Source organism: Microbacterium sp. str. 'China' (genome assembly GCF_002993305.1).
GTDB classification, from domain to species: Bacteria; Actinomycetota; Actinomycetes; order Actinomycetales; family Microbacteriaceae; genus Microbacterium; species Microbacterium paraoxydans.
Genome location: NZ_CP027434.1, coordinates 3,192,890 through 3,212,991, shown reverse-complemented (window position 1 = coordinate 3,212,991; position 20,102 = coordinate 3,192,890). Strand labels below are relative to the sequence as shown.

The 20,102-nt window shown below is 71.9% G+C and carries 21 protein-coding genes; 11 read left to right on the top strand and 10 right to left on the bottom strand.

Features of this window, described 5'->3' with window-relative positions:
- Window positions 1–2 precede the first annotated feature (2 nt).
- Window positions 3–809 (bottom strand): HAD family hydrolase, encoded by an 807-nt coding sequence (locus C6C15_RS15650; protein ID WP_105950572.1) that lies wholly within the window; start codon window positions 807–809, stop codon window positions 3–5.
- Window positions 810–951: 142 nt separating this feature from the next.
- Window positions 952–1,797 (bottom strand): exodeoxyribonuclease III, encoded by an 846-nt coding sequence (locus tag C6C15_RS15645; RefSeq protein ID WP_105950571.1) that lies wholly within the window; start codon window positions 1,795–1,797, stop codon window positions 952–954.
- A 37-nt stretch (window positions 1,798–1,834) separates the two neighbouring features.
- Between C6C15_RS15645 and pyrE the strand changes: the two genes are divergently transcribed.
- Both pyrE and C6C15_RS15635 read left to right on the top strand, forming a co-directional pair.
- On the top strand, window positions 1,835–2,395 hold the full coding sequence (gene pyrE / locus C6C15_RS15640) for an orotate phosphoribosyltransferase (RefSeq protein ID WP_025104912.1): 561 nt from the start codon (window positions 1,835–1,837) through the stop codon (window positions 2,393–2,395).
- Window positions 2,392–3,294 (top strand): ROK family protein, encoded by a 903-nt coding sequence (locus tag C6C15_RS15635; RefSeq protein ID WP_105950570.1) that lies wholly within the window; start codon window positions 2,392–2,394, stop codon window positions 3,292–3,294. Before pyrE ends, C6C15_RS15635 begins: the two co-directional genes overlap by 4 nt.
- Before the next feature lie 8 nt (window positions 3,295–3,302).
- On the opposite strand, the gene C6C15_RS15630 is transcribed toward C6C15_RS15635, so the two are convergent.
- From C6C15_RS15630 to C6C15_RS15620, 3 genes are all read right to left on the bottom strand, one after another.
- Window positions 3,303–3,671, bottom strand: a complete 369-nt coding sequence (locus tag C6C15_RS15630; RefSeq protein ID WP_105950569.1) for a hypothetical protein — start codon at window positions 3,669–3,671, stop codon at window positions 3,303–3,305.
- Between the two features lie 121 nt (window positions 3,672–3,792).
- Window positions 3,793–4,935: an MFS transporter gene (locus C6C15_RS15625; RefSeq protein WP_105950568.1), complete on the bottom strand. Its 1,143-nt coding sequence runs from the start codon at window positions 4,933–4,935 to the stop codon at window positions 3,793–3,795.
- A gap of 1 nt (window position 4,936) precedes the next feature.
- On the bottom strand, window positions 4,937–5,839 hold the full coding sequence (locus C6C15_RS15620; protein WP_105950567.1) for a MurR/RpiR family transcriptional regulator: 903 nt from the start codon (window positions 5,837–5,839) through the stop codon (window positions 4,937–4,939).
- A 165-nt stretch (window positions 5,840–6,004) separates the two neighbouring features.
- Between C6C15_RS15620 and C6C15_RS15615 the strand changes: the two genes are divergently transcribed.
- From C6C15_RS15615 to C6C15_RS15580, 8 genes are all read left to right on the top strand, one after another.
- On the top strand, window positions 6,005–7,555 hold the full coding sequence (locus C6C15_RS15615; RefSeq protein ID WP_105950566.1) for an ABC transporter substrate-binding protein: 1,551 nt from the start codon (window positions 6,005–6,007) through the stop codon (window positions 7,553–7,555).
- A gap of 67 nt (window positions 7,556–7,622) precedes the next feature.
- Entirely contained in the window at window positions 7,623–8,594 is a 972-nt protein-coding gene (locus C6C15_RS15610) for an ABC transporter permease (RefSeq protein WP_025104906.1), read from the top strand.
- Window positions 8,591–9,478 carry an ABC transporter permease gene (locus C6C15_RS15605; RefSeq protein ID WP_085605636.1) on the top strand — a complete coding sequence of 296 codons (888 nt, stop codon included), beginning with the start codon at window positions 8,591–8,593 and terminating at the stop codon, window positions 9,476–9,478. The genes C6C15_RS15610 and C6C15_RS15605 overlap by 4 nt, the downstream gene beginning before the upstream one ends.
- Window positions 9,475–10,380: an N-acetylmuramic acid 6-phosphate etherase gene (murQ, locus tag C6C15_RS15600; protein WP_105950565.1), complete on the top strand. Its 906-nt coding sequence runs from the start codon at window positions 9,475–9,477 to the stop codon at window positions 10,378–10,380. Before C6C15_RS15605 ends, murQ begins: the two co-directional genes overlap by 4 nt.
- Window positions 10,380–11,570: an anhydro-N-acetylmuramic acid kinase gene (locus tag C6C15_RS15595; RefSeq protein ID WP_105950564.1), complete on the top strand. Its 1,191-nt coding sequence runs from the start codon at window positions 10,380–10,382 to the stop codon at window positions 11,568–11,570. Before murQ ends, C6C15_RS15595 begins: the two co-directional genes overlap by 1 nt.
- Window positions 11,567–12,694, top strand: coding sequence for an enolase C-terminal domain-like protein (locus C6C15_RS15590; protein WP_105950563.1), 1,128 nt, complete (start codon window positions 11,567–11,569; stop codon window positions 12,692–12,694). Before C6C15_RS15595 ends, C6C15_RS15590 begins: the two co-directional genes overlap by 4 nt.
- Window positions 12,691–13,773, top strand: a complete 1,083-nt coding sequence (locus tag C6C15_RS15585; RefSeq protein ID WP_105950562.1) for a serine hydrolase domain-containing protein — start codon at window positions 12,691–12,693, stop codon at window positions 13,771–13,773. Before C6C15_RS15590 ends, C6C15_RS15585 begins: the two co-directional genes overlap by 4 nt.
- The gene (locus tag C6C15_RS15580; RefSeq protein WP_105950561.1) at window positions 13,770–15,401 is read left to right on the top strand and encodes an ABC transporter ATP-binding protein; all 1,632 of its coding nucleotides are present in this window, start codon (window positions 13,770–13,772) and stop codon (window positions 15,399–15,401) included. Before C6C15_RS15585 ends, C6C15_RS15580 begins: the two co-directional genes overlap by 4 nt.
- 21 nt (window positions 15,402–15,422) lie before the next feature.
- On the opposite strand, the gene C6C15_RS17255 is transcribed toward C6C15_RS15580, so the two are convergent.
- The 5 genes from C6C15_RS17255 to C6C15_RS15560 all read right to left on the bottom strand — a co-directional run bounded on the left by C6C15_RS17255 (window position 15,423) and on the right by C6C15_RS15560 (window position 18,371).
- Window positions 15,423–15,587 (bottom strand): hypothetical protein, encoded by a 165-nt coding sequence (locus C6C15_RS17255; protein ID WP_186326370.1) that lies wholly within the window; start codon window positions 15,585–15,587, stop codon window positions 15,423–15,425.
- The gene (locus C6C15_RS15575) at window positions 15,584–16,153 is read right to left on the bottom strand and encodes a YdeI/OmpD-associated family protein (protein WP_105950560.1); all 570 of its coding nucleotides are present in this window, start codon (window positions 16,151–16,153) and stop codon (window positions 15,584–15,586) included. The genes C6C15_RS17255 and C6C15_RS15575 overlap by 4 nt, the downstream gene beginning before the upstream one ends.
- 1 nt (window position 16,154) lies before the next feature.
- Window positions 16,155–16,964: an HAD-IIA family hydrolase gene (locus C6C15_RS15570; protein ID WP_025104898.1), complete on the bottom strand. Its 810-nt coding sequence runs from the start codon at window positions 16,962–16,964 to the stop codon at window positions 16,155–16,157.
- Window positions 16,965–17,060: 96 nt separating this feature from the next.
- Complete coding sequence (locus C6C15_RS15565) at window positions 17,061–17,693, bottom strand: metal-dependent transcriptional regulator (RefSeq protein ID WP_105950559.1); 633 nt, start codon at window positions 17,691–17,693, stop codon at window positions 17,061–17,063.
- 9 nt (window positions 17,694–17,702) lie between these two features.
- The gene (locus C6C15_RS15560) at window positions 17,703–18,371 is read right to left on the bottom strand and encodes a TetR/AcrR family transcriptional regulator (RefSeq protein ID WP_105950558.1); all 669 of its coding nucleotides are present in this window, start codon (window positions 18,369–18,371) and stop codon (window positions 17,703–17,705) included.
- Between the two features lie 70 nt (window positions 18,372–18,441).
- Here C6C15_RS15560 and C6C15_RS15555 point away from each other — a divergent pair, with 70 nt between their 5' ends.
- The gene (locus C6C15_RS15555; RefSeq protein ID WP_060921507.1) at window positions 18,442–20,055 is read left to right on the top strand and encodes an amidohydrolase; all 1,614 of its coding nucleotides are present in this window, start codon (window positions 18,442–18,444) and stop codon (window positions 20,053–20,055) included.
- The last annotated feature ends 47 nt before the right edge of the window (window positions 20,056–20,102 follow it).

The window sequence follows — 20,102 nt, the reverse complement described above, 5'->3', positions numbered from 1 at the left end:
GTTCAGGGGCCGAGCAGGCGCTCGATCACGCGGGCCACACCGTCTTCGTCGTTGGTCGCCGTGGTCTCGTCGGCGGCTTCCTGCACGACGGGTTCCGCGTGCGCCATGGCCACGCCGTGACCGGCCCAGCGGAGCATCTCGACGTCGTTGAGGGCGTCTCCGAACGCCACGACGCCGGAGCGATCGATGCCGAGGTGCGTGCAGAGGCGCGCGAGTCCCGTGGCCTTCGTGACGCCCTGCGCCATGACCTCGACGAACGGGGCACCGGACAGCGTGGCCTCGAAGCCGGTGAGCCCGAGGGACCGCAGGGTCTCGAAGAGTGCGGCGGGCGCGAGCTCGGGGTGCCGGATCACGAGCTTGAGCGTCGGCGCCGCGAGCACCTCGTCCAGCGGCACGCCGCCCATCGACGCGGGGTCGCGTTTGTGGTCGGACAGCTGCGCGATCGCCGCATAGCCGTGCTGTGCGACGAACGTCTCGCCGCCCTCCCGTACGCTCGCGAAGAGCAGGCCGGGGACGCTGGCGCGCAGCGCGTCGGCGAGAGTGCACAGCGTCGCGGGCGGCAGCTCCTCGGCGAACAGCATGCGGCCCTCGGTGAGATGCGTCGCGTACGCGCCGTTGCCGCACAGCGCCCACCCGTCGAATCCGGCGTCGGCGGCGATCACACGAAGGCCGATGGGCTGGCGGGCGGTGACGGGCACCACCGCGACGCCCGCGTCCCGCGCGGCGTCGAGCGCCGCACGGGTGCGCGGCGACACCGCGGATGAGCTGTCGAGCAGGGTGCCGTCGAGGTCGGTCGCGATCAGCCGCACGGGGTGGTCCCTGAGCTTGTCGAAGGGGCTGAGCCTGTCGACGGGACTGAGCTTGTCGAAGGGGCTGAGCCTGTCGACGGGACTGAGCGTGTCATGAGGATGGGTCCCTGAGCCTGTCGAAGGGCCTGAGCCTGTCGAAGGGTCAGGAGAAGATCATCGGCAGGTCGTCGTCGGCGTCGTCGCCGCCGAAGTCCACGTCGACCACCACGGGCACGTGATCGCTGGGCTGCTCGCCCTTGCGCTCGTTGCGGTGGATCGACGCGCCGGTGACGGCATCGGCGAACGTCTTCGAGCCGAGGATGAAGTCGATGCGGATGCCCTCGTTGCGCGGGAACTTCAACCGCTGGTAGTCCCAGTAGGTGTAGCCCTCGGGGAGCAGCGGGCGCACGACGTCGGTCACGCCCGCGTCGGTCAGCGCGAAGAACGCGTCGCGCTCGGCGGGGGAGACGTGGGTGGAGCGGCCGACCACGATGGCGGGATCGCCGTTGTCATGGTCGAACGGGATGATGTTGAAGTCGCCGACGAGGGCGAGCGGGAGGTCGGGGTTCGCCGACAGCTCGGCCGCCGTGGACTGCTTGAGCTGCTCGAGCCAGTGCAGCTTGTAGACATAGTGCGGGTCATCGAGCGAGCGGCCGTTGGGCACGTACAGGCTCCAGACGCGCACGCCGTCGACCATGACGCCCAGAGCGCGCGCCTCCTGCGGGGCGTCGGGGCCCTCGTGGCCCTTCGCGAACCCTGGCATGCCGTCGAAGGCGGTGCGGACATCGGTGATAGGCAGCCGGCTCGCGATCGCGACGCCGTTCCACTGATTGAGGCCGTGCACCTCGACGTGGTAGCCGGCCTCCTCGAACGGCGCATACGGGAACTGCTCCGGCTTGCACTTCACCTCCTGCATCGCGAGCACGTCGATGTCTTCACGGACGGCGAACTCGACGGTGCGGGTGACGCGGGTGCGGATGGAGTTGACGTTCCAGGTGGCCAAGCGCATGCGTCCAGCCTAGGGTGTGCCTCCTACACTGGATGCCGTGACCGCACTCGACGCAGACCGCCAGACCCTCCTCGCCCTCATCACGGACGAGGCGGTGTTCCACGGCGATTTCACCCTGTCCAGCGGCAAGAAGGCGACGTACTACGTCGACATGCGCAAGCTCACCCTCGACCACCGCGCCGCTCCGGCGATCGGCCGCATCATGCTCGACTTGATCGCCGATCTCGACGTCGTCGCCGTCGGCGGTCTGACGCTCGGCGCCGACCCGATCGCGAACGCCGTCCTGCATGCCTCGGTCGGCACCGACCGTCCGCTCGACGCGTTCGTCGTGCGCAAGGAGCCGAAGGACCACGGCCGCGGTCGCCAGATCGAGGGCGCCGACGTGAAGGGCAAGCGCGTGGTCGTGCTGGAGGACACCTCGACCACCGGGCAGTCCGCGCTCAAGGCGGTCGAAGCGCTGCGCAAGGAAGGTGCGGAGGTCGTCGCGGTCGCGGTGATCGTCGACCGCAAGACCGGCGCGCAGGCCGCCATCGAGGCCGAAGGCCTGGAGTGGCGCGCGGCCTTCGACCTCGACGACCTCGGACTCGACCCGCAGTGACCCGCTACGCGCTGGCCGTCGACGTGGGCGGCACGAAGATGGAGGCCGCCCTCGTCGCCGACGACGGCGCGCTCGTCCCCGGCAGCCGCAGCCGGCAGCCCACCGGCCGTGAGGCGACGTCCGCGTCGTTGACGGCGGCGGTCGATGCGATCGTGCGGCATGCGCTCGCCGCCCTCCCCGCCGACGCGGAGCTCGTCGGCGCCGGGATCGGCAGCGCGGGTCCCGTGGATCGGACCCGCGGTGAGATCCTGCCGGTGAACATGCCCCTCGCCCGCGGGTTCGGCCTCGTCGATGCGGTCGCCCGTGCGGCCTCGACCGCACTCGGACGGGACGTCCCGGCGGTCCTGGGTCACGACGGCGGCGCGCTCGCGCTCGCGGAGTCGTGGCTGGGGGCGACGCAGCAGGCGGGAGCCTCGTTGTCGATCGTCGTGTCCACCGGCGTCGGCGGCGGTTTCGTCGTGGGCGGTGCGTATGTGCCCGGGGCCAGCGGCAACGCCGGGCACCTGGGGCAGGTCCGCCGCGAGGGCGGGCTCACTCTCGAGGAGATCGCCTCCGGACCTGCCAGTGCCGCCTGGGCGCGGGAGCAGGGCTGGTCCGGCGCGACCGGGGAGGACCTGGCCCGGGACGCCGCGGCCGGTGTCGCCGTCGCCCGCGCGGCGATCGAGCGTTCGGCCCGCGCCGTGGGGGAGGCGCTGGCCGATGCCGCCACCCTCGTCGACCTCGACGTCGTCGCCATCGGCGGCGGCTTCTCGCGGGTGTCGTCGGACTACGTCGAGCTCGTCCAGCAGGCGCTCACCGCCAGCGCCGTGCACGAGTACTCGCGTCGCACCCGCGTCGTCCGCTCGGGCCTGGGCGACGAGGGGCCGTTGATCGGCGCCGCCGCCCTCGTCCTGCGCTGACGCGAGGCTCAGCTCCCCGACACGAGCAGGCGTCGCGGGGGCCCTTCGAGCCGGGCGACGGCGATCTTCAGCTCCGTGACGTCCGCCGCCACCGCATCGATGCGGGCGCCGAGCTTCTCTTCGGCGGTGTCGATGCGGGCGCCGAGCTTCTCTTCGGCGGAGCCGATGCGTGCGCCGAGCCTCTCTTCGACGGAGTCGATGCGTGCGGTGAGCTTCTCTTCGACGGAGCCGATGCCTGTGGAGAGCCGGTGGTCGACGGTGCCGAGACGCTCGTCGATGCGACGGATCATCCACGCCCCTGCCGCGAACAGGCTCGCTCCGAGGGTGAGCACGACACCGATCGCGCTGACGATGATCGTGAGGGTGTCCGCGGACACGGCGCTCCCTTCCTCGGTGCGGGTGTGGCTTCGACGATACGTGGTCGCCGTGCGGGCGCCGGTCGGAATTCCGGCATCTGTGAAGAGGTCGTGTGCAGGCGCGATGGGGAGGAAGAGTGAGTCACCGCAGCGCCGGGACGGCGCGCCCGGAGCGTGACGCCACGAGCATGAGCACGGGGATGACCGCGCACAACACGGCGGACACGAGGAACGTGACGCTCGACGCCGGGTCGCGCCCGATCAGCAGGACGAGCGTCGGGACGAACGTGCCACCGACCGCACCGCAGGCCACGAGCGCCCCGGTGACCGCGGCGCTGCGTGCCGGATCGAGTCGGTCGAGCGCGAGTCCGAGGATGAGGCCGTAGCTCGGGGCCAGCAGGACCACGACGACGGCCAGGATGAGCAGCGCCGCGACCGGCTGCTCGCCGAGGAGCGCGCCGGCGAGCACCAGGAGGACGGCGGCAGCCCCCGTCGCGGTCGCCAGAAGGGCGAGCGGCGGAACCGCCGCGCGCCGGAGAGCGGCGGCGCCGAAGCGGCCGACGGCCATCAGTGCCCAGAAGGCGGAGGTGCCGAGGGCGGCGGTGGCGGGCTCGATCGCGAGCGCCCGCTCCGGGATCACGGCCGACCAGCCCGAAAGGACGGTCTCCACGCCGACGTAGAGCGGCAGAGCCAGCGCGAAGGGGAGGAGGACGAGCAGGGAGCGTGCGTCCCGTCGCGGCGGGGCCTCGGTCGCACGAGCGAGAGTGGTGGCGCCGGCGAGCACCGCGACGGTCGCCAGGGGTACGGTCGCGAGCAGCGCCAGGGCCGGACGGGCGCCGGCCCCGAGCGCCACCACGAGCGGTGTGACGGCGGCGCACACGGCGACCGTGCCCATCAGGGCGCTCAGCACCCCGGTCGCGCTCCCCATGCTGGCGGCCTTGGCTGCCACGGAGCCCGCGGCCTCGACGAGACCGAACCCGAGCCCCGCGAGTGCGGCGGCCGCGATGAAGACGCCCGGATCCGTCGCGAGGGCGACACCGACGATGGCGGCCGCCTGCAGGAGGCTGCCCAGCACGAGCGTCGTCCGGGGCGGGCGGCGCACCAGGAGCGGACCCGACAGCAGCACGCCCACGAGCAGTCCCGCGAAGAGGACGGGCACGGCGGCACTCAGGTCGGCGTCCGTCGTGTGCTCTGCGGACGGAAGGACGGCCGGGACGAACGCCGCGGTCACGCCGAGGCCGCCGAACGCCGTGAACAGCCCGACGCGGAGTCGGCTCGCGCTCATCTCAGGCACCGCCCGCGCGCACGTGATGCACGGCGGCGAAGGTGTCGCGGAGAGCCTCCATCGAGCGGTCGTAGTTGGACTGCGCGACCCCGATGAAGATGCAGTCGACGACCATGAGCTGGGCGATCCGGCTGCCCAGGGCTCCGGAGCGGAAGCCCGTCTCGCGCGCCGCGGTGGTCAGCACGATGTCGGCCTGACCGGCGAGCGGGGAGCCGGCGTGGTTGGTGATGGCGATGGTCGTCGCGCCCGCCTGCCGGGCGAGTAGGAGGAACTCGATGGTGTCGGTCGTGGCGCCCGTATGCGAGACGGCGATCGCGACGTTCCCCGGCCCGAGGGTGGCGGCCGAGGTCCAGGCGGCATGCGGGTCGGACCATTCCAACGCCGTCCGCCCGATCCGGGTGAGCTTGCGCTGGAGGTCGAGCCCGACGATGGAGCTCGCCCCCACGCCGAAGATGTCCACCCGGGTGGAGGAGGTGATCGCCTCGACCGTGGCGCGGAGCGCGTCGGTGTCGAGCACCTTGGCGGTATCGGCGAGGGAGAGCGTCTCGGCTAGCGACACCTTCGCGACGATGTCGGCGAGGGTGTCGTTGCGGTCGATGTCGCCGGACACCGCGGGGAGCGCGGCGGTGTCGAAGGTCTCGCGTTCGACCTCCCGCAGCACGTGGTTGCGCAGCTCGCGCACATGCTCGTACCCGAGACGCTTGCAGAACCGCACGACGGACGTGGTCGAGGTGTCGCAGCTGTGCGCGAGCTCGGCGACGGAGAGCCCGGCGGTTCCGGCGGGGTCGGCGAGGAACAGGTCGGCGATGCGCTGCTCGCTCGGACGGAGTTCTGGGCGCAGGGCGCGCATCCGCACGAGCACGAGATGGGTGCCGGCGTCGTCGCGAGCGGCATCGTGGGGCATGGGGTCTCCGATCGGTGTTCCTAACACTAGAGGAACTTCTGTTACATGCGTAGGTGCTTTCGTGTACTTTTGGTACTTACCCAGACCGACGATGTTCGCGGGGCATCAGGCAGCACCGCCTGATCCGAGCCAGGGCGACGCGGTCCCAGCCAGGAGGAAACAGCAATGAGCACAGCACGGTGGGCGTCTCTCGGCGCCCTCACCGCCACGGGCCTCGCCGCGGCGCTCGTCATCACCGGGTGTTCCGCACCGGCGTCGAACCCGTCCGACACCGGATCCGGATCCGCCGGCGGCGACCTGGTCATCGGCGTCACGAGCGATCCCGACACCCTCTTCCCGTGGAAGGCCACCCAGTTCCAGGCGGTCAACGTCCTGCAGAACCTGTACGGCACCCTGACCGAGTTCGACGAGGAGCTCAACGTCGTCCCCGGTCTCGCCGAGTCCTGGGACGTCTCCGAAGACGGCCTCACGGTCACCCTCCACCTCCGCGAGGGCGTCACGTTCGCGGACGGCAGCGCCTTCGACTCCGCCGACGTGAAGTACTCGCTGGACGCGATCGCCGATGAGGCGACCGCTGCCGTGGCCGCGAGCTCCCTCGCCTCGGTCGCCGCCGTCGAGGCCACCGACGAGAGCACCGTCACCCTCACCCTCAGTGCCCCCGATGCCGCGCTGCCCGCGAACCTCGCCGTCATCAACATGGCGATGCTCTCGTCGGACGACACCGAGGAGGCGCTCAACACCACCCCGAACGGCACCGGCCCGTTCGTGCTGGAGGACCGGAAAGCGAGCCAGTCGCTCACCCTCGCCAAGAACGAGGACTACTGGGGCGACACCGCGCTGCTCGACACCGTCGAGTTCCGCGTGATCCCCGACGAGTCGTCCATCGTCTCGGCGATGCAGTCCGGCAACGTGCAGCTGGCCGTGTTCGACGACCCGCTCGTCGCGCAGACGGCCGAGGGCGCGACCGTCGAGGTCGCCACCACCCCGCAGCTCAGCTACCACGCCCTGCAGCTGAACGCGCAGCGCGGCGACCTCGCCGACGTGAACGTGCGCCTCGCGATGCAGTGCGCGATCGACCGTCAGGAGGTGCTCGACACCGCCGCGCTCGGCGAGGGCGAGGTCACCGGTCCGATCACCTCTCCGGCGTTCAAGTCCGACCCGGACGCGCGCCCGTGCCCCGAGCGTGACCTCGACAAGGCGGCCGAGTACCTGAAGAAGGCCGGCAAGGAGGACGGCGTCACCGTCAAGACGATCGTGTCCCAGGGCGAGTACGCCACCTCCGTCAACGAGGCGCAGAACCTCAAGGCGCAGCTCGCCGACGCGAACATCACGCTCGACCTCGAGGTGCTCGAGTCCGGCGCGTTCGTGGACCGCTGGATCGCGGCCGACTTCGACGCCGCGGTCGCCCTCAACGGCGGACGCCCGGACCCGGACGGCATGTACGGCCGTTACTTCACTAGCACCGGCAACCTGAACCAGGTCGCGGGGTACTCCTCGCCCGAGCTCGACGCGCTCTTCGCCGAGGGACGCGAGACGGCCGACCCGGAGAAGCGCAAGGACATCTACGCGCAGGTCTCCGAGAACCTCGAGGACAACGCCGCCTGGATCTGGCTGTTCACCAGCTACACCTACACCGCGACGGCCTCGACCGTCGACGGCTTCACCCCGATGGCGAACGGCTCGCTGCAGTACCTGCGGACCACCTCCATCCAGTAGTGGAACGAGGGGGCGCGGACGTCCGCGCCCCCTCGGCTCCCCGACGACAGGCACCTCTCCCACGCGCATGTTCAGACAGCTCCTCCGCAACAGCGTGCTGCGACGCATCCTCGCAGCCCTCGGCACCCTCTTCGGCGTCGCCGTCTTCGTCTTCCTGATGCTGCGCGCCATCCCCGGCGACCAGATCAGCTCCGGCCTCGGCACCGAGGCGGCCGCGCTCACTCCGGCGCAGCGTGCCGCGCTCGAGGCGTACTACGGTCTCGACCAGCCGCTCGTCGTGCAGTTCTTCTCCTGGCTCGGCAACATCTTCACCGGCAACCTCGGCTTCTCCTCCCGGGCGCAGACCAGCGTGCTCGAGCTCACCGCCGCCGCGCTGCCGGTCACCTTCGAGCTCGCGATCTTCTCGATCGTCATCGCCCTCGCCATCGGCATCCCGCTCGGCATGCTGTCCGCCTCGAAGCCCGACTCGTTCCGTGACGGCGTCGGTCAGGTCGTCGGCCTCGCCGGCCTCTCCATCCCCGCGTTCCTGCTCGGCACGGCGCTGCTGGCGATCCTCGCGCAGTCCCTCGGGTTCAACCCGAACGGCCAGGGCTACGCGCGGCTCTTCGACGACCCCGCTCTGAACCTCCAGCAGATGCTCCTGCCGTCGATCGTGCTCGGCTTCGGCATCGCCGCGCCGATCATGCGCACCACGCGCACCGCGGTCCTGGAGATCCGTGCCAACGACTTCATCCGCACCGCGAAAGCCAAGGGCGTGCCGCCCCGTCGCCTCCAGGTGCGCCATGTGTTGGGCAACGCGCTGGTCCCCATCGTCACCATGACCGGTCTGCAGTTCGGCTACCTGCTGGGCGGCGCGGTCGTGGTGGAGCAGATCTTCTCGCTCCCCGGCATCGGCCGCCAGGTGCTGCTCGGCATCCAGCAGAAGGAGTACGCGCTCGTGCAGAGCACCGTCCTGGTGATCGCGCTCGCCTTCGTCATCGTCAACCTGCTCACCGACCTGCTCTACCGGGTCATCGATCCCCGGGTGCGTGCCGCATGACCGACATCTCTCAGACCCCGGCCCTCGCTCCCGGCGGCGGGCGCACCATGGAGCGCGTGCGTCTCCTGCTGCGCAGCCGCAGCGGTCTCGCCGGCCTCATCATCGTCGTCCTGCTCGCGGTGCTGAGCCTCGTCTCGGCGTTCGGCCTGCTGCCGTTCGACCCGCTCGCGCAGGACCCGCCGTCCCGGCTGCAGCCGCCGTCCGCGGTGCACTGGTTCGGCACCGACCAGTTCGGCCGCGACGTGTTCTCGCGGGTGGCAGCCGGTGTCGCCAACTCGGCGCTCATCTCCGTGGTCGCCGTGGCGTTCGCGACCGTGGTCGGCACGGTCTGCGGACTCATCGCCGGTTTCTACCGCGGCTTCTCCGACGGGGCGATCACGGCGGTCACCAACGTGCTGTTCGCGTTCCCGCCGCTGCTGCTCGCCCTGTCGCTCGCCTCGGTGTTCGACCGCAACTGGTTCACGATCGCCGTGGCCATCGCGATCGTCTACGTGCCGATCTTCATCCGCGTGACCCGCGGCCCCGTGCTGTCGCTGCGCGAGGTGGAGTACGTCAAGGCGGCCAAGAGCACGGGGCAGAGCCGCATGGCGACCATGTTCCGCCACGTCCTGCCGAACATCACCTCGATCATCATCGTGCAGGTCACGCTCTCCCTCTCGTGGGCAGTGCTCACGGAGGCGTCGCTGAGCTTCCTCGGACTCGGCACGCCGCCGCCGGCGCCCTCGCTCGGCTCCATGATCTTCGAGGCGCGGACCCTCGTGACCATCGCCCCGTGGACGATGATCGCCCCCGGCGTGGTCGTCGTGCTCCTCGTCGTCGGCCTGAACCTGCTGGGCGACGGGCTGCGCGACAGCCTCGACCCGCGAAACCGGGGCAAGCGATGATCGCGGAAGACCTCGGCGCTCTCGCCACCGAGGCGAGCGACCCCCGGTACGCCCGTCTCGATCAGATGAGCGTGGCCGAGCTCGCGCAGACCATGAACGAGGCCGACGCCACCGTGCCCGCGGCCGTGCAGCGCGCTCTCCCGCAGATCGTCCCGGCGATCGAGCAGACGGCCGCGCGCATGGCGCAGGGCGGACGCCTGGTCTACGTCGGCGCAGGTACCCCCGGACGCATCGGCGTGCTCGACGCCTCCGAGTGCCCGCCCACGTTCAGCACCCCGCCGGAGCTGGTGTTCGCGATCATGGCCGGCGGTCCCGGCGCGATCGTGAACCCCGTCGAAGGCGCGGAGGACGACGCGGAGGCGGGTGCCGCGGCCATCGACGCCGCGGACATCGGCCCGCTCGACACAGTGATCGGCATCGCGTCCAGTGGCCGCACGCCGTACGTGGTCGCCGCCGTCCGGCGGGCGCGGGAGCAGGGGGCGCTCAGCGTCGGCCTGTCGTGCAACACCGGCACCGCGCTGAGCGCGGTCGCCGAGCACGGCATCGAGGTCGAGGTCGGCCCCGAGGTGATCGCCGGCTCCACGCGCCTCAAGTCGGGCACGGCGCAGAAGCTCGTCCTGAACATGTTCTCGACCATCGCGATGGTCCGGAACGGCAAGGCCTACGGCAACCTGATGGTCGACGTGAAGGCCACGAACCACAAGCTCCGCGAGCGCGCGATCCGCATGGTGCGGACGATCGCCGACGTCGATCGCGACACGGCGGAAGCCGCGCTGGAGGGCGCCGGGTGGGACGTGAAGCTCGCCACGATCATGATCCGCCGCGGGGAGGACCTCGCCGCGGCCACCGACCGACTCGCGGCGGCCGACGGCCGTCTGCGCACCGCACTGGAGGAGAACTGATGCGCGTCTTGGGACTGATCTCCGGCACCTCGCACGACGGGATCGACGCCGCCGTCGTCGACTTCGCCACCAACGGGGGCTTCACGGCGCACGGCGTCGACCTCCGGGGCACGGTGCTGGCCTCCAGGAGCGTCCCCTACGACCACGAGCTGCGGGCACGCCTCATCGCCGCGCTCCCTCCGGCGCAGACCACCCTGGCCGAGGTGGCCGAGCTGGACACCCTCATCGGCCAGGCGTTCGCCGACGTCGCGGCCGACGTCGCGGCAGAGGTCGGCGGTGTCGACGCGGTGTGCTCGCACGGCCAGACCGTGTACCACTGGGTCGACGGCGCCCACGCGCTCGGCACCCTCCAGATCGGGCAGCCCGCCTGGATCGCCGAGAAGGTCGGTGTGCCCGTCGTCTCCGACATCCGTATCCGCGACATCACCGCGGGCGGCCACGGCGCGCCGCTCGTGTCGTTCCTCGACGAGCTGCTGCTCCGTGGCCGCGCCGGCGTCTCGGGGGCGTTGAACCTCGGCGGCATCTCGAACATGACCGTCGTCCGCCCGGACGGCCTCGTCGCCTACGACATCGGCCCCGCGAACGCGCTCGTCGACGCGGTCATCGTCGCGCACGACCTCAACCCGCTCGGCTATGACGACGACGCGGCGATCGCCCGGACCGGGCGGGTAGACGAGGCGCTGCTGGACTCGATGCTCGCAGACCCCTACTACGCTCTCACCCCGCCGAAGAGCACGGGCAAGGAGCACTTCCACCTCGCCTACGTGCACGAGCACCTCGCGGCGCAGGGACGCGAGATCGCGGTCGCCGACGTCGTGCGCACGCTCACCGAGCTCACGGTCCGTACGGTCGCCCGCGACGTCGAGGCCGCTGGGATCGGCTTCCTCGCCGTGTCCGGCGGCGGCTGCCGCAACCCGCTGATCCTCGACGGGCTGCGGACCGCGCTGCCGCAGACCGAGGTCGTCCTGGCCGACGAGCTCGGCGCCCCCGCAGACAGCAAGGAGGCCATCCTCCTCGCGCTCATCGGCTGGTCGACCCTGCACGGCGTCCCCGCCATCGTCCCCGGAGGGACGGGGGCGCGCGAGCCGCGCATCCTCGGCACGATCACGCCCGGCGTCGGTCCGCTGCAGATGCCCGAGCCGGTCGCGGCCATCGATTCCCTCACCCTCACGGAGGCGGCGGGATCGTGACCGTCGTCGAGCGGATGCGCGTGCTGCGGGTGCCTTCGCCCCTGGTGCGTCCCTTCGTCACGGCCGTCCGACGCACGGACCACCTCGACGTCGTGCTCGTGGAGGTGACCGACGCCGACGGCCGTCGCGGGTACGGGGAGGCCGCGACGAGCTGGCGCGTCACCGGGGAGAGCCCCGAGAGCGTGACGGCCGCGGTCGCCGGTCCCTTCGCCGACGCCGTGCTCGGGCGCTCCGTCGACGATCCCGGGCTGCCGGACGCCCTCGCCGCGGCGGCCTGGGGAAACGCGGCCGCCCGCAGCGCGGTGGCCTGCGCGGTCGCCGACCTCGCCGCGCGACACCGTGACGAGCCGCTCGCGCAGACGCTCGCCCCGCACGCAGACGTGCCCACGCGCATCCGGACCGACATGACGCTGTCCGTGGCGGAGCCGGCGGCGCTGGCCGCGACCGCGGTCGAGCATGCGGTGGCGGGATTCCGCTGCCTCAAGATCAAGGCGTCCCGCGAATACGACACGGTCGCGAGTCTCCTGGCCGTCCGATCCGCCGTCGGTGCCGACATCACCCTGCGCGTGGACGCGAACCAGGCGTGGGACGCCGAGACCGCGATCCGCGTCATCCGGGCGGCGGAGGACGCCGGTCTCGGACTCGAACTCGTCGAGCAGCCCGTCGCCGCGCGCGACCTCGATGCGCTGGCCGTGGTGACCGCCGCCGTCGACACGCCGATCATGGCGGACGAGTCGGTCCGCACCGCGCAGGATGTCCGCGACATCGCCGCGCGCGCAGCCGCCGGGCTCGTGAACGTCAAGCTCGCCAAGACCGGCGGGCTCCGCGAGGCGCTCGCGTGCGCGCAGGCCGCCCGTTCCGCCGGACTCGGCGTCATCGTCGGCTGCATGATGGAGTCGCACGTCGGGGTGGCCGCCGCGGCGCACCTCGCCGCCGCGGTCGCTCCGGACGTCGTGCACGACCTCGACGCGGCATCGTGGCTGCGCCGGTCGCCGGTGACCGGAGGGCTCACCGCCGCCGCGGAGTGGCTCACCCTCGCCCCGACCGCAGGACTGGGGATCATCGGCATCGCCCGCGATGCCGAGGTGCTGCTCGACCGCTCCCGCACAGGAGCTGTCGTATGAGTGCCGCCGAGGCGATCGCCGCAGTTCTTGCCGGGCCGACCGCGCCCCGGGGAGCCGTCGCCGGTGTCGCCACCCGCACGAGCCGGGACACGGCGGCCGGCGGCTTCGCCGACCTCGCGGGGACGCCGGTCACGACGGAGACGGCGTTCGACCTCGCCTCGGTCACCAAGGTCGCCGCGACCACCACCGCGATCCTCCGGCTGGCCTCCCGGGGCGACCTCCGGTTCGACGATCCGGTGGACCGCTTCGACCCCGGAACCGCCTGCGCCCCCGGGACGACCGTGCGGCACCTGCTCCTGCACCGGGCGGGGCTCTGGGAGTGGCAGCCGCTCTACCTCGACGGCACGCACGCCGACGGCGCGGCCGCCGCCGACGCTCTCCCGCTCCGCTACGGCGTGGACGAAGGACGGCACTATTCCGACCTGGGCTTCCTGATCCTCGGACGGATCATCGCCGCCGCGACCAGCATCCCCCTCGACGCCGCCGTGCGCGAGCTCGTGACCGGGCCCCTCGGTCTCACGCGCACGGGCTACGGGCCCGTCTCCGGTCCGGTCGCGTCATCCGCGGGCGACGGGGATGCCGCCGAGCGACGCATGGTCGCCACCGGCACGCCCTACCCGATCCTCATCTCTCGCCGGCACTTCCCCTGGCGCGAGGGGGAGATCGCCGGAGTCGTCAACGACGGCAACTGCTTCCACGCCCTGCACGGTGTCTCCGGGCACGCCGGCCTGTTCGGCACGGTCGACGAGCTGCTGACCCTCGGCGTCGCGCTCGCCGACCCCGAGGCGCACCCCGACCTCTGGGACCCGGCGCTCGTGGCCGAGCTGTTCCGCGACGGCCCCGACCCCGGTCAGGCCCTCGGCTGGCGCAGCGACACCGTGACGGCGGACGGACCCCCGACCCGGGTGCTCTGGCATCCCGGCTACACCGGATGCGCGCTGGGCGTGGTCCCCGCCACCGGAACCGCCGTCGTCCTCCTCGCGAACCGGCTGTTCGCCGACGAGATCGCCCCCACCGAGACCCTGTGGCGCGCAGCGCTGCCCGCACTCCTGGACCCCGAAGGAACGAGTACCCCATGAGCACCACTCCGCCCGTGCTGAGCATCGACGGCCTCGCGGTCGCCTTCCGGACCGGCTCCGAGCTGGTCACCGCCATCAGCGACATCTCGATCGACATCGCCGCCGGGGAGACGGTCGCCGTGGTCGGCGAGTCCGGCTCCGGGAAGTCCACCACGGCGGCCGCGGTCAACCGCCTGCTGCCGGAGAACGGCGTCATCACGGCGGGCAGCATCCGCTTCGACGGCCGCGAGCTCACCGACCTCCCCGAGAACGCGATGGTGTCGCTCCGCGGGGCCGGCATCGGCCTCGTGCCGCAGGATCCGATGTCGAACCTCAACCCCCTCCTCCGCGTGGGTGAGCAGATCGGAGAGGCGCTCGAGGTCCACGGGTACACGAGCGGCGACGCGACGAAGGCCCGTGTGGTCGAGCTGCTGGAGATGGTCGGGATTCCCGACGCCGCCCGCCGCGCGACCCAGTACCCGCATGAGTTCTCCGGCGGCATGCGGCAGCGGGTGCTCATCGCGATGGGGCTCGCCTGCAAGCCGCGGCTGCTCATCGCCGACGAGCCCACGTCGGCGCTCGACGTCACCGTGCAGCGGCGGATCCTCGACCAGCTCGACCAGCTGACCGACGAGCTGGGCACCGCGGTGTTCCTCATCACCCACGACCTCGCCCTCGCCGCGGAGCGCGCCGACCGGATCGTCGTGATGTTCCGTGGCCACGTCGTCGAGGAGGGGACATCGGCGGAGGTGCTCGGGAACCCGCAGCACGAGTACACCCGGCAGCTGCTCGCCGCCGCACCGAGCCTCGCGTCCCGCCGCGACGCCCTGCCCGCGCGCGAGGTCGCCGCCGACGCCGTGCCCTTCGTCGAGATCCGGGACCTGCGCAAGGAGTTCCCGCTCCGGAACGCGAAGGCCGGGGAGCCGCAGACCTTCACGGCGGTCGACGGCGTGAGCTTCTCGATCCGTCGCGGCACGACCGTGTCCATCGTGGGAGAGTCGGGCTCGGGCAAGTCCACGACGGCGAACATGGTGCTGGGACTGGAGGACGCGACCTCGGGGTCCATCCTCTTCGACGGCACCGACCTCACGACCCTCCGCCGCGCGGAGCTCTTCGCGCTGCGCCGCCGTGTGCAGCCCGTCTTCCAGAACCCCTACGCCTCGCTCGACCCGCGGTACACCGTGGAGCAGTCGATCGCCGAGCCGCTGCGCGTGCACAGGATCGGCACCGCCGCTTCCCGGCACGCCCGCGTCCTGGAGCTCCTGGAGCAGGTCGCCCTTCCCGCGGCCATGGCCGAGCGGCTGCCGCACGAGCTCTCCGGCGGACAGCGGCAGCGCGTCGCGATCGCCCGCGCCCTGGCCCTGGAGCCCGAGCTCGTCGTGCTGGACGAGGCGGTCTCCGCGCTCGACGTGCTGGTGCAGGCGCAGATCCTCGATCTCCTCGCCGACCTGCAGAAGCGCCTCGGGCTCAGCTACCTCTTCATCAGCCACGACCTGGCCGTCGTGCGCATGATCTCCGACGAGGTGCACGTGATGCAGCGCGGCGTCGTGGTCGAGAGCGGCACCCCGGAGAGCATCTTCGACACGCCGCAGCATCCGTACACCCGGGAGCTGCTCGCCGCGATCCCCGGGGCGTCGCTCGCCTCCTGAGACCGGGCGACGGCCGTCGGCTCAGCGTCGGCGGTCGTCGTCGTCCCAGGGGCCTTCCCACCAGCCGGCGCGGCCGTCATCCTCGCCGCCGCGGCGGCGGGAGCGCACGAACTGCACCACGAACACGACTAGCGACGTGAGCATGATGAGGAACAGGACGAGGAACAGCAGGTCGCTCTGGCTCATGGGCGCTTCCCCTCCGCGGCATCCGCCACGATCTTCGCGATGCGCGCGGCCTTCGTCTCCGGCCGCTTGGCCATCGCGATGTGTGTGAGGCCGAACTTCTTCACCGACTTCGGGAACGCATCCCAGCTCGCCCTCGCCGCCGGCACCGCGTCGAGAGCGGCGGTGAGCTCCGGCGGCTCGATGCCGGCCTCGGGGCCGTCGAGGAGCGTCCAGGAGCCGTTCGCCTTCGCGGTCTCCAGCGCGCGGATGCCGGCCGGAGCGAGGAGCCCCGCGGCCTCCAGCTCCGCGATGCGGGCCTTGTTCGTCGCCGCCCAGCCGCTCCCCGGGCGTCGAGGGGAGAACCACTGGCCACCGGTCTCGTCGTCGAACGTGCGCACCGGGCCGTCGATCCACCCGAAGCACAGCGCCTGCCGGACGGCGTCCTCGTAGCCGACGCCGGTGGCGGATCGCCCGCGCACGCTCAGCAGCCACACTCCGGCCGTGCGTTCGTGGTTCGCCTCGAGCCAGGCGCGCCAGGCCGCGGCGTCCGCCGCCGTGACCCGCTCGCCGTCGTCGAGGGCGCCCACGTCAGTCCTCGTCGAGGGTGGGGATCGAGTCGGTGATGGTCGGCAGCAGGTCGGCGACCGAGTCGACGATCTCGTCCGGGCGGAAGGGGTACTGCTCGATGATCCGCTGGTCGCTGATGCCTGTGAGTACGAGCACCGTGTGCAGACCCGCCTCGATGCCGGCGACGATGTCCGTGTCCATCCGGTCGCCGATCATGCCGGTCTTCTTCGAGTGCGCGCCGATCTTGTTCAGGGCCGAACGGAACATCATCGGATTGGGCTTGCCGACGACGTAGGGCTCCTTGCCGGTGGCCTTGGTGATGAGGGCGGCGATCGCTCCCGTGGCCGGCAGCACCCCGTCGGCGCTCGGGCCGGTGGCGTCCGGGTTGGTCACGATGAAGCGCGAGCCGTTGATGATGTGGCGGATGGCCTTCGTGATGGCCTCGAACGAGTAGTTGCGGGTCTCGCCGACGACGACGAAGTCGGGGTTCGTCTCGGTCATGATGAAGCCGGCCTCGTGCAGAGCGGTGAGGATGCCGGCCTCGCCGATGACGAACGCGGAGCCGCCGGGGAGCTGCTGCGCGAGGAAGTCGGCGGTCGCGAGCGCGGAGGTCCAGATGCGCTCCTCCGGCACGATCAGGCCGCTCGCACGGAGGCGGGCCGAGAGGTCGCGGGCGGTGAAGATCGAATTGTTCGTGAGCACGAGGTACGGGATCTCGTTGCGCTCCCATCCGGCGAGGAGTTCGGAGGCCCCGGGGATGGCGTCGTTCTCATGGACGAGCACGCCGTCCATGTCGGTGAGCCAGCATTCGATGTCGTCACGGTGTGCCATGTGCTCAGCCTAGAGGCCTCACCTTTCCTTTCGAATCGCCGGATTGGCCCCATCCCCGGCCGATGTGCCGCAAAGTGCGCGATTCGAAGCCGGGGGTCAGGCCGACAGCCACACCACGTCGCGGGCGGCGGGGGGCAGCGGCGGCTCGGTGCCGTCGAGGGTGATGCCGGACGGGGTCACCGTCACGGTCGTCCCCACGACGACCCCGTGGGCGTCGAGGGTCCGCAGCAGCTCCGGGTCGCGGTCGTCGACGCGGAGCACGCGGCCGGTGTGTCCGTCCGGGGCATCGGCGAGCAGCACGAAGGGCTCCCGTTCGATGCGGCCCTCGGCATCCGGGATGGCGTCTCCGTGCGGGTCAAAGCGCGGCCGCCCCAGGCGCTCGTCGATGCCCTCGAGCAGCCGGTCGCTGATGGTGTGCTCCAGCACCTCGGCCTCGTCGTGCACCTCATCCCATCCGTACCCGAACTCCTGCACGAGCCAGGTCTCGATGAGGCGGTGGCGGCGGACCATCGCGAGGGCCCGGGTGGTCCCCGCGTCCGTCAGCCGGACCGCTCCGTACGGCACGTGCGACACGAGTCCCGCCGCAGCGAGCTTCTTCACCATCTCCGTGACCGACGACGGGGCGATGCCGAGCTTGGCCGCCAGGGCCGAGGGGGTGATCGGCGCATCCTGCCACTCGGTGTGCGCGTAGACGGTCTTCAGATAGTCGTCAGCTGCCGGGGATGCCACCCCACCACTCTACGGCGCGGGCCGGTCTCCGCCCCTGCGCGCCCAGGCCGTGAGGCCGTGGATGAGGGCGCGCACGCCGATCTCGAACGTCCGTCGGGCGGGGTCGTCGCTGAGCTCGGCCCTCGCACTCTCCGCCGCGGCGAAGGTGGGGTAGGCGGGGGCGAGCTCCTTCGGCGCCATGTTGTCCGCCGGAGCGAGCGCGTCCAGCGCGGAGCCGATGATGAACGACTCCAGCGCGACGATGGCATCGACGATCGTCTCGCGGGGCCAGCCGTCGTCGGAGAGCAGCACCGCGATCTGCTCGTAGTCCGCGAACGAGCCCTCGTCGGCATCGATGGGGGAGCTCGCGAGCATGACCATGGCCTGCGGGGCGGCGACGGCCGCGTCGCGATAGCTGTGCGCCCAGGCGAGCAGGGCGTCCTCCAGCGGCCGTTCGCGGGGCACCGGGGTGGCGAGGGAGCGGCTCACGCGGCCGCGCATGGCCCGGATCACGGCGTCGCGGTTCTCGAAGTGGTGATAGAGCGCCGAGGTGCGCACCCCGAGGGATTCCGCGAGCGCGGTCATGGTGAAGCGCTGCGGGGTGCGTTCCGCGCTGAGTCGGAAGGCGGCATCGAGGATCCGCTCCTCGGTGAGCACCCGGCCGGAGGGGCGGCCCACGCTGCGGGGGGTCTTCGTCATCGGGGCTCGATTCGGGTTCCGTGTCTGCTAGTTTATTGAAACTCTTTCAATTCGCTCGAGGAAGAACGTCATGACGGGTTTCGACGCCGACACTATCGTCACCGGCGCGCGCGTCGTGACCATGGACCCCCGCCGCCCGGAGGCGACGGCCTTCGCCGTCCGCGACGGTCGCTTCCTCGCGGTCGGCGGCGACGACCTCGTCCGCGAGCTGCGCGGGACCGGAACCGTCGTGCACGACCTCGGCGGTGCCGCCGTCACCCCCGGGCTCATCGACGCGCACCTGCACCCGCTGCAGGGCCTCGAGCTCACCGCGGGAATCGACCTCGGGGGCATCACCACCGCCGCGGCGTTGCGCGCCGCCCTGCGCGCCGAGGCGGACCGGGCGCTCGACGAGGACGCCGAGCCGTGGGTGCGCGGGTGGAATCTCGACTACGACGTCTTCCACGAGGTCCCCATGACCGCCGACGCCATCGAGGACGCGGTGCGCGGCCTCCCTGCGCTCCTCATCGTGTTCGACGGACACACCGCGCTGGCCAGCCGCGAGGGGCTGCGGCGCGGCGGCATCACCGGGCCGCGCGAGACGGACGACTCCTCCCTCGTCGTGGTCGACGCCGAGGGGATCCCGACCGGCGAGCTGCGCGAACTCGGCGCCTACGAGCCCGTGCGCCTCGCCGCCCCCGCCCTGGACCGTGCGCAGACGCTCGCCGCCGGCCACGAACTGCTGCAGGGGCTCCGGTCCTCCGGCCTCACCGGCGGCACGATCATGGACGGCGGCTTCGCGACCCTGGACCTGCTGGACGCCATGGAGCAGGGGCCGGGTCTACCGATCCGCATCGTCTCCGCCATCGACCACGAGCCCGGGTTCGACACCGCCCGCACGGCCGAGAACCTCCGGATGCGCGACCGCCGGGGAGAGCGCTGGCGGGGCGGGGTCGTCAAGCTCTATGCCGACGGCGTGGTGGAGACGGGAACCGCCTGGCTGTACGAGCCCGACACGGCGGGGGAGGGGACCGCGCCGTTCTGGAAAGACGCCGCCGCCTACGCCCGCACCGTGCGCCGCTATGCCGAGGCCGGCTTCCAGGTCGCGACGCACGCCATCGGCGACCGAGCGGTGGGGGAGGTCATCGATGCGTACCTCGCCGCCGGGGTCCGCAGTGCCGGTGGCGCACCCCACCGGATCGAGCACCTGGAGACCACGACCGATCGTGACGTCGCGCGCCTCGCGGCCGCGGGGATCACCGCCTCGATGCAGCCGCTCCACCTGCAGTGGCGCAAGGCCGACGGCTCGGACGACTGGTCGCGGCGTCTCGGACCGGCCCGTGCCGCCCGTGCCTGGCGCGTGCGCGACTACTGGGAGGCCGGAGCCCCGGTCGCCCTGGGATCGGACTGGCCCATCGCCCAGAACGACGCCCGCATCGGCCTCGCCTGGGCCCAGCTGCGCCGTCGTCCCGGCGACCGCGACGCCCCCGTCTTCGAGCCCCACCAGGTGCTCACCCCCTACCAGGCGCTGCACGGCTACACCGTGGGTGCCGCGCGTGCTCAGGGCGACACCGACCTCGGCCGGATCGCCCCCGGGTTCCGCGCCGACTACGCCGTGTGGGCGGAGAACCCGCTGCACGTCGCCCCGGACGACCTCCCCGACCTGCCCGTACAGCGGACGGTCGTCGGCGGCGTCGAGCCCTGACCCCCGCTCGACCCCTCATACCCCCTTCCTTCTTCACACCGAGGTGA

Bases quoted from the DNA above. Each gene is read 5' to 3' on its own strand.
- C6C15_RS15645 (WP_105950571.1), bottom strand. From the start codon at position 1,797: ATGCGCTTGGCCACCTGGAACGTCAACTCCATCCGCACCCGCGTCACC.
- C6C15_RS15625 (WP_105950568.1), bottom strand. From the start codon at position 4,935: ATGAGCGCGAGCCGACTCCGCGTCGGGCTGTTCACGGCGTTCGGCGGC.
- C6C15_RS15620 (WP_105950567.1), bottom strand. From the start codon at position 5,839: ATGCCCCACGATGCCGCTCGCGACGACGCCGGCACCCATCTCGTGCTC.
- C6C15_RS15615 (WP_105950566.1), top strand. From the start codon at position 6,005: ATGAGCACAGCACGGTGGGCGTCTCTCGGCGCCCTCACCGCCACGGGC.
- C6C15_RS15610 (WP_025104906.1), top strand. From the start codon at position 7,623: ATGTTCAGACAGCTCCTCCGCAACAGCGTGCTGCGACGCATCCTCGCA.
- C6C15_RS15605 (WP_085605636.1), top strand. From the start codon at position 8,591: ATGACCGACATCTCTCAGACCCCGGCCCTCGCTCCCGGCGGCGGGCGC.
- murQ (WP_105950565.1), top strand. From the start codon at position 9,475: ATGATCGCGGAAGACCTCGGCGCTCTCGCCACCGAGGCGAGCGACCCC.
- C6C15_RS15595 (WP_105950564.1), top strand. From the start codon at position 10,380: ATGCGCGTCTTGGGACTGATCTCCGGCACCTCGCACGACGGGATCGAC.
- C6C15_RS15585 (WP_105950562.1), top strand. From the start codon at position 12,691: ATGAGTGCCGCCGAGGCGATCGCCGCAGTTCTTGCCGGGCCGACCGCG.
- C6C15_RS15580 (WP_105950561.1), top strand. From the start codon at position 13,770: ATGAGCACCACTCCGCCCGTGCTGAGCATCGACGGCCTCGCGGTCGCC.
- C6C15_RS17255 (WP_186326370.1), bottom strand. From the start codon at position 15,587: ATGAGCCAGAGCGACCTGCTGTTCCTCGTCCTGTTCCTCATCATGCTC.
- C6C15_RS15570 (WP_025104898.1), bottom strand. From the start codon at position 16,964: ATGGCACACCGTGACGACATCGAATGCTGGCTCACCGACATGGACGGC.
- C6C15_RS15560 (WP_105950558.1), bottom strand. From the start codon at position 18,371: ATGACGAAGACCCCCCGCAGCGTGGGCCGCCCCTCCGGCCGGGTGCTC.
- C6C15_RS15555 (WP_060921507.1), top strand. From the start codon at position 18,442: ATGACGGGTTTCGACGCCGACACTATCGTCACCGGCGCGCGCGTCGTG.